Annotated in this window: 20 protein-coding genes; 11 read left to right on the plus strand and 9 right to left on the minus strand. The window is 60.6% G+C overall.

Translation table 11 applies throughout. From position 1 onward, the window contains the following. Positions 1-216: 216 nt before the first annotated feature. Together BSL82_RS18540 and traM are read left to right on the plus strand one after the other, a co-directional pair. A complete protein-coding gene (locus BSL82_RS18540; protein WP_026149851.1) occupies positions 217-942 on the plus strand; it encodes a nucleotide-binding protein in 726 nt (241 codons plus the stop codon). Further along, a complete protein-coding gene (gene traM / locus BSL82_RS18545; RefSeq protein WP_019053940.1) occupies positions 942-1,382 on the plus strand; it encodes a conjugal transfer transcriptional regulator TraM in 441 nt (146 codons plus the stop codon). The genes BSL82_RS18540 and traM overlap by 1 nt, the downstream gene beginning before the upstream one ends. A gap of 30 nt (positions 1,383-1,412) precedes the next feature. Here the strand turns inward: traM and BSL82_RS18550 are convergent, their stop codons facing one another. From BSL82_RS18550 to BSL82_RS18590, 9 genes are all read right to left on the minus strand, one after another. Continuing rightward, positions 1,413-2,045: an IncP plasmid survival protein KfrC family protein gene (locus tag BSL82_RS18550; RefSeq protein ID WP_019053941.1), complete on the minus strand. Its 633-nt coding sequence runs from the start codon at positions 2,043-2,045 to the stop codon at positions 1,413-1,415. Between the two features lie 117 nt (positions 2,046-2,162). Beyond that, positions 2,163-3,185, minus strand: a complete 1,023-nt coding sequence (locus BSL82_RS18555) for a ParB/RepB/Spo0J family partition protein (protein WP_019053942.1) — start codon at positions 3,183-3,185, stop codon at positions 2,163-2,165. Positions 3,186-3,187: 2 nt separating this feature from the next. After that, complete coding sequence (locus BSL82_RS18560; RefSeq protein WP_019053943.1) at positions 3,188-3,934, minus strand: ParA family protein; 747 nt, start codon at positions 3,932-3,934, stop codon at positions 3,188-3,190. Next, positions 3,931-4,230: a TrfB-related DNA-binding protein gene (locus tag BSL82_RS18565; protein ID WP_019053944.1), complete on the minus strand. Its 300-nt coding sequence runs from the start codon at positions 4,228-4,230 to the stop codon at positions 3,931-3,933. Before BSL82_RS18565 ends, BSL82_RS18560 begins: the two co-directional genes overlap by 4 nt. Next, positions 4,223-4,552 carry a KleE stable inheritance protein gene (kleE, locus tag BSL82_RS18570; RefSeq protein ID WP_019053945.1) on the minus strand — a complete coding sequence of 110 codons (330 nt, stop codon included), beginning with the start codon at positions 4,550-4,552 and terminating at the stop codon, positions 4,223-4,225. Before kleE ends, BSL82_RS18565 begins: the two co-directional genes overlap by 8 nt. Before the next feature lie 105 nt (positions 4,553-4,657). Further along, positions 4,658-4,894 (minus strand): KorC repressor protein, encoded by a 237-nt coding sequence (locus BSL82_RS20805; protein WP_269466296.1) that lies wholly within the window; start codon positions 4,892-4,894, stop codon positions 4,658-4,660. 131 nt (positions 4,895-5,025) lie between these two features. Further along, the gene (locus BSL82_RS18580) at positions 5,026-5,439 is read right to left on the minus strand and encodes an antirestriction protein (RefSeq protein WP_006954205.1); all 414 of its coding nucleotides are present in this window, start codon (positions 5,437-5,439) and stop codon (positions 5,026-5,028) included. A 339-nt stretch (positions 5,440-5,778) separates the two neighbouring features. After that, complete coding sequence (locus BSL82_RS18585; RefSeq protein WP_006954207.1) at positions 5,779-6,546, minus strand: GntR family transcriptional regulator; 768 nt, start codon at positions 6,544-6,546, stop codon at positions 5,779-5,781. Between the two features lie 178 nt (positions 6,547-6,724). After that, on the minus strand, positions 6,725-6,964 hold the full coding sequence (locus tag BSL82_RS18590; RefSeq protein WP_019053948.1) for a hypothetical protein: 240 nt from the start codon (positions 6,962-6,964) through the stop codon (positions 6,725-6,727). A 513-nt stretch (positions 6,965-7,477) separates the two neighbouring features. Between BSL82_RS18590 and BSL82_RS18595 the strand changes: the two genes are divergently transcribed. The 9 genes from BSL82_RS18595 to BSL82_RS18635 all read left to right on the plus strand — a co-directional run bounded on the left by BSL82_RS18595 (position 7,478) and on the right by BSL82_RS18635 (position 16,135). Next, positions 7,478-7,879 carry a helix-turn-helix domain-containing protein gene (locus BSL82_RS18595; RefSeq protein ID WP_019053950.1) on the plus strand — a complete coding sequence of 134 codons (402 nt, stop codon included), beginning with the start codon at positions 7,478-7,480 and terminating at the stop codon, positions 7,877-7,879. Positions 7,880-7,985: 106 nt separating this feature from the next. Further along, positions 7,986-8,951 carry a P-type conjugative transfer ATPase TrbB gene (gene trbB, locus BSL82_RS18600; protein WP_026149853.1) on the plus strand — a complete coding sequence of 322 codons (966 nt, stop codon included), beginning with the start codon at positions 7,986-7,988 and terminating at the stop codon, positions 8,949-8,951. A gap of 13 nt (positions 8,952-8,964) precedes the next feature. After that, on the plus strand, positions 8,965-9,345 hold the full coding sequence (locus BSL82_RS18605; protein ID WP_006964400.1) for a TrbC/VirB2 family protein: 381 nt from the start codon (positions 8,965-8,967) through the stop codon (positions 9,343-9,345). A gap of 18 nt (positions 9,346-9,363) precedes the next feature. Beyond that, positions 9,364-9,696 carry a conjugal transfer protein TrbD gene (locus BSL82_RS18610; RefSeq protein ID WP_026149854.1) on the plus strand — a complete coding sequence of 111 codons (333 nt, stop codon included), beginning with the start codon at positions 9,364-9,366 and terminating at the stop codon, positions 9,694-9,696. Further along, positions 9,693-12,272, plus strand: coding sequence for a VirB4 family type IV secretion/conjugal transfer ATPase (locus BSL82_RS18615; RefSeq protein WP_019053952.1), 2,580 nt, complete (start codon positions 9,693-9,695; stop codon positions 12,270-12,272). Before BSL82_RS18610 ends, BSL82_RS18615 begins: the two co-directional genes overlap by 4 nt. Next, the gene (locus tag BSL82_RS18620; protein WP_006964394.1) at positions 12,259-12,978 is read left to right on the plus strand and encodes a VirB8/TrbF family protein; all 720 of its coding nucleotides are present in this window, start codon (positions 12,259-12,261) and stop codon (positions 12,976-12,978) included. Before BSL82_RS18615 ends, BSL82_RS18620 begins: the two co-directional genes overlap by 14 nt. 17 nt (positions 12,979-12,995) lie before the next feature. Next, a complete protein-coding gene (trbG, locus tag BSL82_RS18625) occupies positions 12,996-13,979 on the plus strand; it encodes a P-type conjugative transfer protein TrbG (protein WP_006964392.1) in 984 nt (327 codons plus the stop codon). A gap of 26 nt (positions 13,980-14,005) precedes the next feature. Then, the gene (locus BSL82_RS18630; protein WP_158011143.1) at positions 14,006-14,755 is read left to right on the plus strand and encodes a conjugal transfer lipoprotein TrbH; all 750 of its coding nucleotides are present in this window, start codon (positions 14,006-14,008) and stop codon (positions 14,753-14,755) included. Between the two features lie 12 nt (positions 14,756-14,767). Beyond that, a complete protein-coding gene (locus tag BSL82_RS18635) occupies positions 14,768-16,135 on the plus strand; it encodes a TrbI/VirB10 family protein (RefSeq protein ID WP_026149855.1) in 1,368 nt (455 codons plus the stop codon). Positions 16,136-16,140: the final 5 nt, after the last annotated feature.

Raw genomic sequence — 16,140 nt, forward strand, 5'->3', positions numbered from 1 at the left:
GCTGACGGAGGAAGGCCGCATTAGCTTCGGCTATGCGTGGTTCGCCAAATTCGTTCGCCGGTATCGCGCGCCAGCTACCGGGGAACCGCCCAAGGCAGCGCCAGCGCCCCCCTCCCCTTCCCGATCAGCGGCGGCCTCGGCCGACGCTGATCCGCCGCCCCGGCCCAAACCGGCGCGCTTCAATCACCCGGCCACTCCGAACAAAGAGGATTTGGTATGAGTAACGTCCACATAGTTTTGCAGGGCAAGGGAGGCGTCGGCAAATCGCTCGCCGCCTCGATGCTCGCCCAATATCTGACCAAGCGGGGGGAAAGCCCGCTCTGCATTGATACCGATCCGATCAACGCCACCCTCGCCGGGTTCCAGTCCCTCAACGTGTCCAAGGTCGAGCTGCTGGAAAACGGCGACATAAACCCGCGCAAATTCGATGCGATGATGGAAATGATCGCCGGTTCCAAGGAATCGGTGGTCATTGACAGCGGCGCGAGCAGCTACAGCGCCCTATCCTCCTATATGTTCGACAACGGCGCGCCAGACGTGATTGCCGATCTGGGCCATAAGCTCATCCTGCACACTATTATCGTGGGCGGGCAATCGCTGATCGACACGCTTCAAGGCTTCGCCTCGGTAGCCGAAGCCTTCCCCGATCCGGCTGCAATCGTCGTGTGGCTCAACCCTTATCATGGGCCTGTGGAGGCAGAGGGCAAGAGCTTTGAACAGCTCAAAGCCTACCGGGAGCTAAAGGATCGGGTCGCCGCGATCGTCACCCTTCCCGATCTGAAAAAGGAAACCTTCGGGGCGGACGTTCGGGACATGCTGGCCGCGCGCAAGACTTTTGAGGAAACGCTTGCCGATGGCGACATAGCCCTGATGCAGCGTCACCGCCTCGGCCGCGTTCGTGATGCGGTCTTTGCCGAACTCGACAAGGCTAAGGTCGTGTAATGGCCGATCACGAAAAAATCGCGGCGCTGATCGCGGAAATCTCGCGCCAGCACGGGGTCACGCTGTCCGCCGATGATCCCTTGATGATCCTCCAAACCATCAACGCGATGTTGCTGGGCGAAAGCGCCGATGCGCAGGAGGAGCAACTAAAGGCGTTCAAAAGCGAGCTGGAAGACATGAGCAATCGTTGGTCGATTGCCATCACCGACAAGGCAGAATCGGTGCTGAACGCGGCGCTGGATGCCTCGGAAGCCGCCATGAACGAGCGTATGGAGGCCGCAGCGAAGGCGATCATCAAGGAAGTGGGGGAGCATATCGGGACGGGGCTGCAAAAGCCCCTGAACGATGGCCGGGCCGTCGCTAACCGTAATCTCCTAGCGTCGGGCCTGACGCTGATCGCGGCGCTGGTAGTGTTGGCCGCTGCCCTGTTCCATCATTGACGCCAGCGAAGGCCCCTCCCCCATGTCGCGCTATCCCCCGTCTCTCGCCAATCCGCGCGCGAGCGTGCGCCCTGCCGGTTTCCGATCGTCCGCCCCGCGCTCGACCGTCTTTTCCCTGATCTGTTCCTTCTCCCGCTCCGCGCGCATGTGCAGCTCATGCAACCGGCGTGCCTGCATCAGCTCCTCGAAATCATCGACAAGTTTCGGCTCTCGATATTCGAGCTTCGCCGCTGCGATCGTCTCCACGCGCGGGCCATGAACGGCCATGCCGTCGCGGATTTCGCGCACGGCTTCCAGCCTTACCGCGATCCGCTGCACGGCCGCTTGCGCGTTGGCAATCCGCGCCTGCCATGCTTGGCGCTTGCCGGGCAGGGACAGGAAGCCGGGGGGCTGCTGCTGGATTTGCTGCAAACGGGCGGTTTGCTGCTCCATCATGCTTTCTAGGCGGTCCTCGATCTGGTTCGCCTGTTCAACCTTCTCCTCAATGACCGTCTGTAGCTGGGCGTTATAGGTTTCCTCGGTTGGCGCGGTGGCGATAGCTGCCGTTTCCTGACTATCCAGCGTGCGCGCCTCGTCTAACAGCCGGTCGGCGTCGGCCTGTGGGTCGCCCGTTCCCTCGTCCAGCGAAAACTTGTCCGGGTCTGCAATCGGCGTGTCCTGCATGGCCGTTCCTTTAGCGGCTAAAATTTCTAGCTTGCACTATATCCGATTTTCTTACCTCTCGCGCCATAAAAAAGGCCCCGCACAAGCGGGGCCTGTAAGGCTGGGCAGGGGAGGGGACTATCCTTCAAGAAGCGCAAGAAGCTGCACTTTTCCAAGATCGGCCTCGGTTTCCTCGCCGCTGTCTTCATACTTGATCCACGCCACGCCATCGCGCGAGGGCCGCTTATTCAGGATCAGACGGGCAGGGCGCTTGTTATGAGAAACCTGCACAATGGCCTTTTTCAGCTTTAGCGGGTCTTCCTCCTTCGGTTCCTTCTCCTCTCCGGCCCCGGCGTCGTCACTAGCGCCGCCGTTGCCCTCGTCGTCGCCCGATTCCTCCTCGGCCTCGCCGCTCAAGCCGGACTCAAGGAACTCCTTGAAGAGCCGCACCGATCCGCGCGTAATCTCCTGATCGGCATCGGCCAGCCAGCGCGCAACGCCCTCGCTATGCTTCTTGTGGAGGCCCACAAGGTCATAGATCAACGTCACGTCCTTGCAACGCCCGCTCTGGAACGCCTTGGCGATCGGCTCCGGCAAATCGAGCAATGCCGCGTGCTGCGTGACAAAGGCCGGGGATTTCCCGATGGCCTTGGCAATCTCGCCCTTCTTTTTCCCGTTGGCCAGCTCGCGGCCGATGTAGTCGGCAATCTCGCGGGCCGTGAGAGCGTCCCGCTGCAAATTCTCAATGACCTGATCGGCCTCGGTATAATCCGGGTCGATGAAGCCCGGAATTGTCACTTTCTCGGCCAACAGGGACGCGCGATAGCGGCGCGCGCCGTGGTTGATGAGATAGCGCCCCTCCACCTTGGGATTGGGCCGAACGGAAATAGGCGTCTTCACGCCGCGCTCCCTGATCGTCTCGGCCATTTCCGCCAGCGAATTTTCGTCAAACTGCTTGCGGGGCTGGTTCGGGTCTTCGTCAATCAGCGCCAGCTCCAATTCGAGCGGAGCGCCAGAACCGCCCTCCGGGGCCGCAGGAGAGGCTAGGAGGCTCGAAAGGTCGCCCAACCCCTCCAACCCTAGCCCCGCGTTCTGCGCGGGCTTCTGCGCGGCTTTGGTGGACGATTTGCCCGGCTTCTTGTCCTCGGTGTTGTCGGCCATCGTCAAATCTCCATCTTTTCCTGAATGTGGCGGGCCATCGCTCGCATTTCCTGCGCCGCTTTCCGCGCCGAAGTCCGTTTGATCGACCAAACCGGCACGCCCGACGCCAGCGCGTCCGCAACGCTGCTCCGGTTCCCGATCGGCGTCGGAATGACCAACTGGGGATAAGCACGGGTCAGTTCGTCAAGGTGCTGCCCGTGACGGGGATTCCGGCCATCAACCTTGCTCGGTATCATGCCAAGGAATTTCAGCGCCGGGTTCGCGCGCCGGATATTGGCGATCGTCGTCACCATCTTCTCAATGCCCTGCAAGCTGTAGGCTTCAAGCTCGATGGGCGAGGCGGCGAAGTCGGCCGATAGCAACGCCGCTGCCATTCGGACCCCAAGGGAAGGGGGGGTATCTATCAGGCACACGTCAAAGCCTTCCGCCTCGATCACGGCCAGACTGCGCTTGAACGCGCCAGCAGCCGCACCGAGATCTAGTTTCTCAAGATCGGCCAACCGCGCGTCGGCGGAAAAGACAGCGATCCCCCCGGCGTTAGCCAGGTCGAATTGTGACACGGCATCGAAAAGGCCGCTCGCCAAGGCTCCGCTATCATATTCGCCAAGGGTGAAGCTGGCATTTCCTTGGGTGTCCAAGTCAATAACTGCGACCTTCAATCCCTGTTCTTTGAAGTAATAGGCAAGATGAACGGTCGTCGAAGTTTTACCAACGCCGCCTTTCTGGTTCGCTATGACAAGTGTTTTCATCGTTTGGCGTCCAATCTTTCCACCGCCTCGCGCTGCCATTGCCGCACAAGGAAGGCTTTATGTTTCGGTAAAATCGCCGTCACACGCTCGAAACCTTCGGGAACCTCGCTATGCGCGTTCCAAATCCGGTTGACCGCCAGACAAACGGCATTGCGGGACACGCCTTCGCGCTTCGCCACGGCCGATTGGGCCTCGCCGTCCACCAGAACGGCGCGCGCCATGTCGAGCGGACGCGCCGCGATATTGAGCCGTCCAGCAGCTTGCTCAAAGGCCGACGCGCTCAAGCGTTTATCCATTGCACCTGCCGCGATTCTTCTCGCGGTATAGCTTCGGCTCATAGACGCCGAGGAAGATGTAGAGGGCGATATAGACCGCATAATAGGCGAGGAACTGCCAACCGGCATGAACATCCGGCGTGTTCCAATACCAGAGCATCCGGCAGAACTGCCAGAAGACGACAAGCGGGATGATGAAGCGCGCGACGGTCCAGATCAGGACTCCGAACGTCCAGACGGCCGCAATGACGTAATCCACGCGGTTGCCCTCCCATGCGGGTGGAGGATTGGGAAGCCGCATGACCGCAAAACGTGCGGGCAGCGGGGGAATTTTCGCCTTCATCGGAATACTCCGGTTTCGACCTTGGCGGGTTGCCCGGTCACAACCGATATAATGACAGCATCCCGAACCGTGTCAAGCCCCCGTAAAGTCTGAACGGCAATAATTTTAGCCGCTAAAATCGTCGTTCTGGTGTTCCCAAATATTTCCCAAGCCCGCAGCCGCGCACAACAGCGCCCATGCCGAATAGGGAATCTGATCGTCGCCGCCCGTCCAGCGCCGAATAACGCGGGTATTGCTCAAGCCTAGAAACTTGGACGCGCTGCCCCCTGTCATGTCCGCTGCTTTGAGGACCGCCCTTACCTCATCCGGCGTCGGCTGCTGCCACCCCTGATCGGCGGGCAATAGGCAATCTGGCCGAACATCAATCATGCGCGCGTCTGTTCCTTCGCTGGCGTTGCTCCTCATGGCGGCCGAATGAGGAATATGCCCGATAGGCAGGGAAGGGAAGGGGGGCACGCTGCCCCCCTGTGGCGCTAGTCGAGCGCGGCACCGATCGGCCCCGCTTCCGAATGTTGGGCGGCATAGGCAGATGCCCACGCATAGAGCTGGGCAAATTGATCCTCGCCGTATTTTTCGTGCATATGCCCCAGCATGAACAGGGTGGCTATAAGGCCCGCCGCGTCGGCCGAAACGTCGCCAGAGAAGCCGTTGCCGTCCCATTCCAGACGATATTGGGGCTGATCGCCGGGGGCCATGTAGAACCCGCCGTTCGATAGGGTGTAGAAATGCCAATATGCGCCCGTGTAGTCGGCGGATAGCTTGGACATATAGCCATAGGTGACGGCCTCGACCTCGATCATGCGCGCCAGCCCGAACAGCCGGGGCAGGCACATAATCCGGTCTTCTTCGCCAACCAGCACGGCGGCAATTCTCTCTCTGTTGCTCATCGGACTTCTCCGGTTTCGACCTTGGCACCATAGCCCGGCCATATCCGATATATTGGAAGTTTCCCGGTTGCTGTCAAGTTACGCTCGCCCGCCATGAAAATCTTTTAGCCGCTAAAATGGCCTCCATCGCAAGGCATATTTGGTCGCTGCCCCGCAGTTTTACAGAGTGCCGCTATCCGCGCCCCGAATGGACACGCATGTCAGCTCCCCAAATCGGAGCCTTACCCCCTTTTTGGTGTTCAAACAGTCTCAATTAAGCGTTGCGCGACTAGCGCAACTCCTCATCACCTTAGATAAATAAACTCAAGGGGAGGTTCAGAACCATTATGAGACTCACGGCTAGGCAACAACGCCATCACGGGCGCAAATGCCGTTCCATAGGCTGATTAGGGCCTCCGCTGTGGCCTTGCATGTCGTCGTCTCCCGTATGTAATCGGCCTTGCTCAACCGGGAGAGCATCCAAGCCTCATCTTCAAGCCGGTCCTGTAGGCGCTGGGCCTCGTCGTCGGGCACCGGGGCAGGGCGCTTGCGCCGGTCGAGCAATTCGAGAAGCATCCTCGGCAATTCCACCCGATAGGCATTGGAGGTCTGCTCTGATCGCGCCCCGTCCTCTGTGACGGTGTGGACGTAGCGCCGCAGGCGCGCCAGCAAGCCGATGCTGGTAAGGGCGTTCAAGGCCCTTGCGACGGTGGCCCTAGAGACGGTCGCCCATTCGGCTATCATTTCATAGCTGGGCACCACGTTGCCCCTGAAACGCTCCTCCATCCGCAACAGGGCTTGATACACCCGGATCGTGGAATTGGTGATGCTCATGCAATAGTGCTCGAACTGCGTTATCTCGCGCGGCTCGCGACGCAGCTCCGCGCGCAGGGCGCGGCCCTTTTCAAACGCCAGATTGATCGCACGCCAGCATCCCTTGCGCGTCTTGGTGTCTCGCGCCGCGAGGAAGCCCTTTTCTACGTCGCTCCCGGCTTCCTTGCTGCCGCCGCGCACGCGGGCCTTGGTGATGTGCTTCCCGCCCCGGCTACGGTCGCCATAGGCTCGGCCGAAAAGCTGCTGGGTCAGCTCCCCGATCGCCAGCGGCCCTTTTCTTCTGGTGTCACTCATCGTCGTCCCTCCTTTGCGAAGGGCCGGGAGACAGGCAAAAAAATCCCGTTGCGCGAATCAAGCGCCCTTGAACCGAAGTCCGAAAACCGCTAAGTGGGAAATTGTCTGTAGGTTCAGTGTTGGCGCACTGTCCCACTAAGCGGTTTTGAGGGTGCCCGGCTTCGAGCCGGGCATTTTCTTATCCACTCACGGCCAGAAACTCCTGTTGCAGAAACATATCGTCCCCGATCCGCTCTAGGATCGCGTTGATTGCAGCCTCGCGGGACGTGAATCCCTTGCTGGCTTTCACCCTCTCCACGATCTCGACGGCTTTAGGGGACAAGGCCAAACTCATGCGCTTAAAGCCCTGCTCGCTCTGTGCCTTGGCGCGTTTGCGCTGGGACAGCGTGGAGGGTTTGAGTTGCGTATGATTCGCCATAATGCCCCGGCTTAAAGGACATTAAAGGTTCTGGCAATTCAGTGCTGAAAAAATATGCTGGCGACTGAAAGACATATATAGAAAAGCGGTCTGCGTTTACGTCGAAGTCCGCAGTTCAAGAGCATCAACGAGTGGCTTCTTGGGCCTACCAACTGAAAGAATCGAAGCTATAGCCTTACATTATCGAGCTACGCGCTACAGCCGTAATTTTCAAAATTGGTCGCCGCGATCTGATCGGCAATTAGCATCTTGGGGCCTGCGCTCGATCCTGCGAGCATTTACGGAATGGACGCCAAAGAGAATTACGCGGAAGCCTGATCTTGTCTCTCGCGCGTCACTTTCTTCTTTCAATCCGTTCGCTGCCACCCGTTATGCGCGCTCGCGCGCTCGGCCCGGCTCGTCCAAAAATGATGCTATAAACAATCATATTCGGCGTCATACCGCTTCCTTTCTCGCGCGCTCCGGCATATCCTCCGCAGCTACCCGGAATTTTAGCGGCTAAAACCAACCCCCTTGCGGAAGAAAGAAACCGAACCTGTGTATCGGAAGGTTCTCGCGATTAACATTAACCGCTTCTTGGCCTTAAGACGGCTCAAGAAAAAAGACCTCGCGGAGAACGCGGGGCTGTCTGTGTCCTTCGTATCTGACGTTACAGCCGGTAAGGGAAACCCGTCGCTCGAAACAATCGCCGCCATCGCAAATGCTCTGGAAGTCCCGCTCGTCGCGCTACTGGAACCGCCGCCTATCGGCACCGATGGCTGGGACGCCAGCCTAGCTGATACCTTATCAAAAGAAGATAAAAAGCTGGGGCTTCCTCCCGGTTATAAGCGCGTTTCCGCTATCGTCACGGATCATCAAGCGTTTCAGATAGCACAATGGCACAAGGCTGCCCACGCTAAGTTGCGTCGGTCCTGACAATCCCCCCAATCTGAACCTAATTCTTTGCAATCGTTCTGGTTGCCTCCATGAAAATTCCGGTATATCCCTTGCGTCCATTTTGTTTTGGCAGGGACGGTGCTTCATGGAGGCCAAGGGGGAACCCGCTCAAGATACGGTAAAAGAGCGTGCGAAGGAGATGCTTCGCCGCTCCATGCAACCGCTTATGTTGGATGCGCTTGCCGACCCCAAGACCGTTGAGCTGATCCTGAACGCCGATGGCAAGCTATGGCTGGAACGCCTTGGCGAACGCATGATCTGCATCGGTAAGGTCGCCCCAAGCCGGGCCGAGGCGATCATCAAGGCGGTCGCTGGCTATCATAACAAGGAAGTGACGCGGGCCTCCCCGGTTCTGGAAGGCGAGTTTCCTATAGATGGCTCGCGCTTCGCCGGACAGATGCCCCCGGTCGTGCCCGCGCCGACCTTCGCCATCCGAAAACGCGCCGTGGCGATCTTTACCCTCGAACAATATGTGGAGGGCGGGATTATGACGGCAGAGCAATGCAGCCTCATCCATGAGGCTATCCGCGCGCACCGCAACATTCTGGTGATTGGCGGCACCGGCAGCGGCAAAACAACGCTAGTGAATGCCATTATCAACGGGATGGTGGACGCGGACCCGACCGAACGGCTCGTAATCATTGAAGATACCGGCGAGATTCAATGCGCCGCTGAAAACTACGTCCAGTTCCACACGTCCCCGCAAATCACCATGACGGCGCTGCTCAAAACCACGCTGCGGATGCGGCCCGATCGTATCCTAGTGGGCGAGGTGCGCGGCCCGGAAGCCCTCGACCTGCTCATGGCGTGGAACACCGGCCACGAGGGCGGAGCGGCCACGCTGCACGCCAACAACGCCGAAGCGGGCCTTAGCAGGCTCCAAATGCTCATCAGTATGCACCCCGATTCACCACGGCCGATTGAGCCGCTGATTGGTGATGCGGTGCATTTGATCGTCCACATCGCGCGCACGCCAGAGGGTCGCCGCATTGAAAGCCTGCTGGAAGTCGGGGGCTTCGTGGATGGGAAATACATTTTGCGCAAACTGTGAAGGAGCATGACATATGACGTTGTTTTGGAATGACGCCGCCGCCCGCCGTAAGGCGCTCATATGGGGTATGCTGGGGCTGGCGCTCGTCATGCTCCTGCTCTGGCCTCACGCGGCTTGGGCCTCGGATACCACGGGCGGCCTGCCTTACGAATCCTATCTGACCAAGGTGCGCCAGTCGATGACCGGCACCGTCGGTTATACCTTCGCCCTCGTCGGCATCGTCGTTGCCGGTGGTGTCCTGATCTTCGGCGGCGATCTCAACGGCTTTGTGCGAACGCTGTTGCTGATCGTCCTCGTCGCCTCGATGCTCGTCGGCGCTAACTCGGTCCTGTCCTCCATCACGGGCGGCGGTGCGGTGATTACCGGCACCGCTTCGCCCGCGCTGGCAGGCTAAAGGGGAGGGCCGGTCAACATGGCTCTGCGATCAGTGCCTATTCGCCGCTCTGGCGTCCGCAACAATCTGTTTTTGGGTGGGGACCGCGAGCTGGTCATGCTCACGGGCCTAGCGTCGATGGCGCTGATCGTTCCGGCCATCAATTCCTTGAAGGCGTGGGCCGCTGGCCTGCTGATCTGGTTTGCAGGCGTGTGGGCCTGTCGTCTCATGGCGAAATCGGACCCGCTGATGCGGTTCGTTTACATGCGGCACCGCACCTATCGCCCCTACTACCCGGCTCACTCCACGCCCTTCCGCAAGAACGGCCGCCTGCAATTCCGCCGCTACCGGCAACCGGGGAAGAAAAAATGATCCAGACAATCGCTGTCGTCATAGCGATCTTCGGGGCGGCCCTGCTCGCGGTCCTCGCCTTTGCGTCCTTCGCCAACGCGGCCGAACGCAAGCTGGCCCGGTATCGCTCCAAGGATGAAGGGCTTGCCGATCTGCTCAACTATGGGGCGATGGTCGATGATGGCGTAATCGTCGGCAAGAACGGCTCGTTCATGGCCGCGTGGATTTATAAGGGCGACGATAACGCCAGCTCCACCGACCGCCAGCGCGATATGGTCAGCTTTCGGATCAACCAAGCTCTCGCCGGGCTGGGCAATGGCTGGATGATCCACGTTGACGCGCCGCGCCGCCCTGCTGCCGCCTACTCGGCTGCGGGTCTGTCACATTTTCCTGACCCGGTGACGGACGCCATAGATCAGGAAAGGCGCGAATTATTCCAGTCCCTCGGCACCATGTATGAGGGCTATTTCGTCATTACCGCGACCTATTTCCCTCCGGTCATAGCGGAGCAAAAGTTTGTCGAGCTGATGTTTGACGACGATCGGGAGCGGCCGAACAACAAGCAACGCACGGCCGACCTGGTTGAACGCTTCAAGCGCGAAATCACCACATTTGAAAGCCGTCTGTCCTCGGCCGTGAAGCTGACCCGCCTTCGCGCTCACAAGGTCGAAAATGAGGACGGCTCGACCGTGACGCACGACGACTTTTTGCGGTGGCTGCAATTCTGCATCACCGGCAAAAATCAGCCGGTCGTGCTGCCCTCGAACCCGATGTATCTCGATTCCATCATCGGCGGTGTCGAAATGTGGACGGGCGTAATCCCGCGCATCGGCAACAAGTTCGTCCAGACGGTAGCGATCGAAGGTTTCCCGATGGAATCGACGCCGGGCATCCTCTCGGCGCTGGGCGAGCTGCCGATTGAATATCGCTGGTCCACGCGGTTCATATTTATGGACCTCCATGAAGCTGTGAAACACCTTGAGGATTTCCGCAAAAAGTGGCGGCAAAAGGTTCGCGGCTTCTTCGATCAGGTTTTCCAGACCAACAGCGGCAAGATAGATCAGGACGCCCTTTCGATGGTGGCCGATGCCGATAATGCGCTGGAGGAAGTCAACTCCGGCCTTATTGCACAAGGATACTATACCGGCGTCGTCGTCCTGACGGACGAAAGCCGCGATAAGGTAGAACAGGCCGCGCGCCAGCTTGAAAAGGCTATCAACGCACTCGGTTTCGCGGCCCGTATCGAGACGGTGAACAACCTAGAGGCGTTCTTGGGCACGCTGCCGGGGCATGGCGTCGAAAACGTCCGCCGCCCGATCATCAACACCATGAACCTAGCCGACCTGATGCCGACCAGCTCGATATGGACCGGCCTCGATCATGCGCCGTGCCCGATGTATCCGCCCAGCTCGCCCCCGCTCATGTCTGGCGTCACCAACGGCTCCACGCCGTTCCGGCTCAATCTCCACGTCCGCGACGTGGGGCATAGCTTCATCTTCGGCCCCACGGGCGCAGGCAAGTCAACGCTGCTCGGCCTGCTCGCCGCCCAGCTCCGCCGCTATCCCGGCATGTCCATTTTCGCGTTCGACAAGGGCCTGTCGCTCTACCCGCTGGCGAAGGCGGTGGGCGGGGCGCATTTCACTGTCGCCGGGGATGACGAAAAGCTCGCCTTCTGCCCGCTCCAATTCCTCGAAACCAAGTCCGATCGCGCATGGGCAATGGATTGGATCGACACAATCCTAGCCCTCAACGGCGTGGCGACCACGCCCGCGCAACGCAACGAAATCGGCAACGCCATCGTCAACATGCACGCCAGCGGGGGCAAAACCCTCTCTGAATTTGTGGTCACGATTCAGGATGAAACGGTGCGCGAGGCGATCCGCACCTACACGGTGGACGGCTCTATGGGCCATCTTCTCGATGCGGAACATGACGGCCTGAGCCTGTCGGAATTTACCGTGTTTGAAGTCGAGGAGCTGATGAACCTCGGTGAAAAATACGCGCTGCCGGTCCTCCTCTATCTTTTCCGGCGTATCGAGCGATCTTTGAAGGGCCAGCCTGCCGCGATCATCCTTGATGAAGCATGGATTATGCTGGGGCATCCCGCCTTCCGGGCCAAAATCCGCGAATGGCTCCGGGTGCTGCGCAAGTCCAACTGCCTTGTTCTCATGGCAACGCAAAGCCTGTCTGACGCCGCAAATTCGGGCATCCTTGACGTTATCGTGGAGTCCACCGCGACCAAGATTTTCCTGCCGAACGTCTATGCGCGCGATGACGATACCGCCCAACTCTACAGACGCATGGGCCTCAATACACGCCAGATTGAAATCTTGGCGACGGCCATCCCCAAGCGCCAATATTACTATCTCTCGGAACAGGGGCGGCGGCTCTTTGAGCTGGCGCTAGGCCCCGTGGCCCTGTCCTTCGTCGGCGCGACCGACAAGGAATCCATCGCCACCATTAAGGCCCTTGAAGCGGCCTATGGCCCGGCATGGGTCAACGAGTGGCTGGCCATCCGTGGCGTCGAATCCACCATCAATATCGGCCGCGCGGCGGCGGCCCCCTATACCTCGGAGAAGCTGCATGAGTCTGTTTGACAAGCTGCGGGGGCGGCGAGCTGCGGAAAGCGCCCCGGTTGATCCCAACCCCTACCTGAACGCGCGGCGGCAATGGAATGAGCATGTGGGCGGCATCGCTGCCTCGCGGCGCTTGTGGCAGACTATGGCAATCCTTTCGATGCTGATCGTCCTCGCCGCTGTCGGCGGCATCATAGCGATTGGCAGTCAGTCGAAATTCATCCCTTACGTGGTCCGCGTGGACTCGCTGGGGGACGCGATAGCGACCCAGCGGGCCGATGTGGCTTCGCCGGTCGATGCGCGCGTGGTGCAAGCGCAAGTCGGCTCCTTCATCCAGTCGGCCCGCATGGTGACGGCTGACGTTGAACTCCAAAAGCAAGCCATTTTCCGGGTCTATGGGATGCTCGCGCCGAACGATCCGGCGTTGGCAAAGATGACCGACTATCTCAACGGCAATCCCGACAATACGCCTTTCGCCCGCGCGGCGCGGGAAACCGTGTCGGTCGAAATCGCCTCGGTAATTCAGCAAACCAAGACCTCTTGGCAGGTCGATTGGACCGAGACGGAGCGCGATCGGCAAGGCCAGCCTATCCAGCCTCCGGCGAAAATGCGCGCGCTCGTCACGATCCGCGTTGCGCCGCCCAGCTCGGCCACCACGGAGGAACAAATTAAGCAAAACCCCTTGGGCGTGTTCGTCCAAGATTTCTCTTGGTCGCGCACACTCTGATGGGAGGGACAATCAACATGAAGAAGATCGCCTATTTCGCCGCCGCCCTCGCGGCGCTGCCTTCGATCGCGTCCGCGCAGGACGGCCCGCCGCTTCCCGACGACATGCCGCCCGCGAACGCGCCCATGCCTGCCGGTGGAGGGGCGCAAGTAGATCCCAATGCCTATATCAGCCCGCGCAATCCGAACCTGACGCGCACCCAGCGCGAGGGTCTGTCGATCGCGCGGCGCTGGCAGGCGGAAAGCGCCGAAGGCATCAAGCCGGTGCCGGGCACCGAAGGCGCGGTATTGTTCGCCTTCGGCACCTCCGAACCCTCCGTGGTCTGTGCTGTGCTGCAAATCTGCGATGTGCAGTTGCAGCCGGGCGAGAACATCAATTCGGTCAACGTGGGCGATAGCGCCCGCTGGCTGATCGAACCGGCCGTTTCCAATTCCGGGCCGAACGAAACCCAGCATCTTATCATCAAGCCGCTCGATGCGAACTTGAATACAACGCTGATCGTGACGACCGATCGCCGCACCTACCATATCCGGTTGGTGTCGCACCGGACGCAATTCATGTCGCGGGTGGCGTTCACCTATCCCGATGAAGCGCAAGCCAAATGGGCCGCTTTCCGCGCTCGATCGGACACGGCGCGCGCCGAAAACACGATGGCGGTGCCCGATGGCGCGCGCGGGACGGGCAGGGGAGGGAGCGAATATCTCTCCAATCTCGATTTCCACTATAGCGTTGACGGCCGCGCACGCTGGAAGCCCGTCCGGGTTTACAATGATGGCGTCAAAACCATCATCGAAATGCCGCACGCGATGGAGCAGACGGAAGCGCCATCGCTGCTGATCGTCCGGGCCGGGGGCAGCGTCTCCAAGGCGGCTGATACCTCCATCGTCAATTACCGGCTCCAAGATGGCCGCTACATTGTCGATCAGATTTTTGACCAAGCGGTCCTCATCTCCGGTGTCGGCAAGCGCCAAGAGCGCGTCACCATCACAAGGGGGGGCTGATCGTGCGCGGTGCGATTTTTGTATCAGTGGCTTTCCTGCTTACGAGCTGCGCGGGCGTTTCGCACCGGGACAGCTTCGCCGTTCCGGCTCCTCCCGATCAGGCCCAAGCCCTCGTTGACGATTCCGTGGCGGAGCTGGTGAAACTCTACCCGCCTGCGATTAGCCGGGTGCTGATCCCGACTACCGGGGGCGGGGCCTATGGTGACGGCTTGCGCTCCTCGATGCGCCAAGCAGGCTATGCGGTGATTGAGGCGGGCAAGGGCGTGAAGCCCGATCCTGCGGCCACGCCGTTGCGCTATTACGTCGATCAGCCAATTGCCGATTCCTACCGCGTGACGCTGCGGGTCGGCGCGCAAACTTTCTCCCGCATCTATGGCGTGGATGAAAAGGGTATCTACCCGTCTGCCGGGTGGGCGCTCGATCTGACCGGCGCAACGCCGGAGCTGATCGAACGGGCGAACCGGCCCGTAGCGCCTGCCGCACCTCCTCCCGTTCCGTCGCCCGTCGCCAGCACGCAACCCGGCTTCGGCGGCAATGGAACAGAGGCCGGAACGTGGTCTGTCAGCCTGACGGGCTTCTCCTCCGAAAGCGCAGCACGCGCCTATTGGCGCGCGACGGCGCGCCTTCGCCCTTCGTGGGCGAGCGTGACGCCGCGCTTTGTCCAAAACGGACGCTCTCACGGCATCCAATTCGGACAGTTTCAATCCAGCGCGACGGCGCGCGCCAAGTGCAAGGGCATCCGTGCCGCGCGCTGTGGCGTCGTCAAGGCCGGGTAAGGGGATAGGTTTATGTCTGATGCTGATAGCATGTCGCCGGAAGCCTCGCCGGGCGGTGCAGCGGACGGGAACAGCGGGCGCTTGGTGACGGGAGTTCGCAGGGTCAATAATGCGCCGCTGCTGATCGTCCTCGGCATTGTGGCGCTGTTCATCGCCATCGTGGTGTCGATTATGATTGATCGCTCCTCGGACAATGCAGCGACCAAGGTTCAACCGGCTGTCGGTCAAAGCTCGGCCGATGTTGCGAACAAGGTTGCGGGGACCGCTCCAAGCGGTGCTGCGGAAGTCATGGCGAACGCGCCCCCGCTGCCGCCTGCCGATGGCATCCCGGTCGCGCCGGTCGATCCCAATGCGCCGCCAACCGTCACCGCCTCGCCAGCGCAACCCAACGGCCCCACGGCGGCCGATCTGCGCCGGGCACGCATGGAAGCGATACGCGAAGCACGCCTTGCCCAATTTGGCAGCGCCGTGCGCTCTCCTACCGCCCTGAAATGGCAGGACGGCCGCAATGGGGCATCCTCTGGCGCTGGCGGCATGAGTGGCGGCGCTGATCCGGCAACCCAGCTCGTCGCCCTGCAACAGCAAATGGCCGCTGCAATGGCGCAGGGCCGCCAGCCCTCGGCCTCCGACATTGCCACCCTTACGGCCCTGTCAAACCAAGTGGCCGGGGGAGGAGCCGGAGCCGGGCAGGGTGCCGCCAATGCCCGCCCGCCTGCCAACTATGGCCAGTTCGCCAACAATGCGGGTGGCAATCGCTGGGCCTCGAACAGCCAAGTAGAAGCGCCCTCCCGCTACCAGCTCCGCGCGGGCTTCGTAATTCCCGGCACGCTGATCTCCGGCATCAACTCGCAAATACCGGGGCAGATTGTCGCGCAAGTTTCCCAAAACGTGTTCGATACCGCGACGGGCCGCTATCTCCTGATCCCGCAAGGCTCCCGCCTTGTCGGCGCGTATGATTCCAACCCGGTCTTTGGGCAGACGCGCGCGCTCATCGCGTGGCAACGGATCATCTTTCCTGACGGCAAGGCGATCGACCTTGGCGCTATGCCGGGGTCGGACAGCGCGGGCTATGCCGGGTTCCATGACCAAGTGAACGCGCATTGGTTCCGTATCTTCGGCTCCGCTCTGCTCATGTCTGGTGTGACCGCTGGCGTAACCCTTAGTCAGCCGCAAACCGGCCTCAACGCCAATGGCACCATGTCCGCCAGCCAAGCCCTTAGCCAAGCTCTCGGCCAGCAGCTCGGACAGACCACGGCGATGATGATTGAGCGCAATCTGAACATATCGCCCACGCTGATTATCCGGCCCGGCTTCCGCTTCAATGTGGTCGTCGTGAAAGACCTCACATTTTCAAAGCCTTACCGCTCATTCGATTATTGACGCCA

The sequence above is a fragment of the Tardibacter chloracetimidivorans genome, from assembly GCF_001890385.1.
In the GTDB taxonomy this organism is placed as follows: domain Bacteria; phylum Pseudomonadota; class Alphaproteobacteria; order Sphingomonadales; family Sphingomonadaceae; genus Tardibacter; species Tardibacter chloracetimidivorans.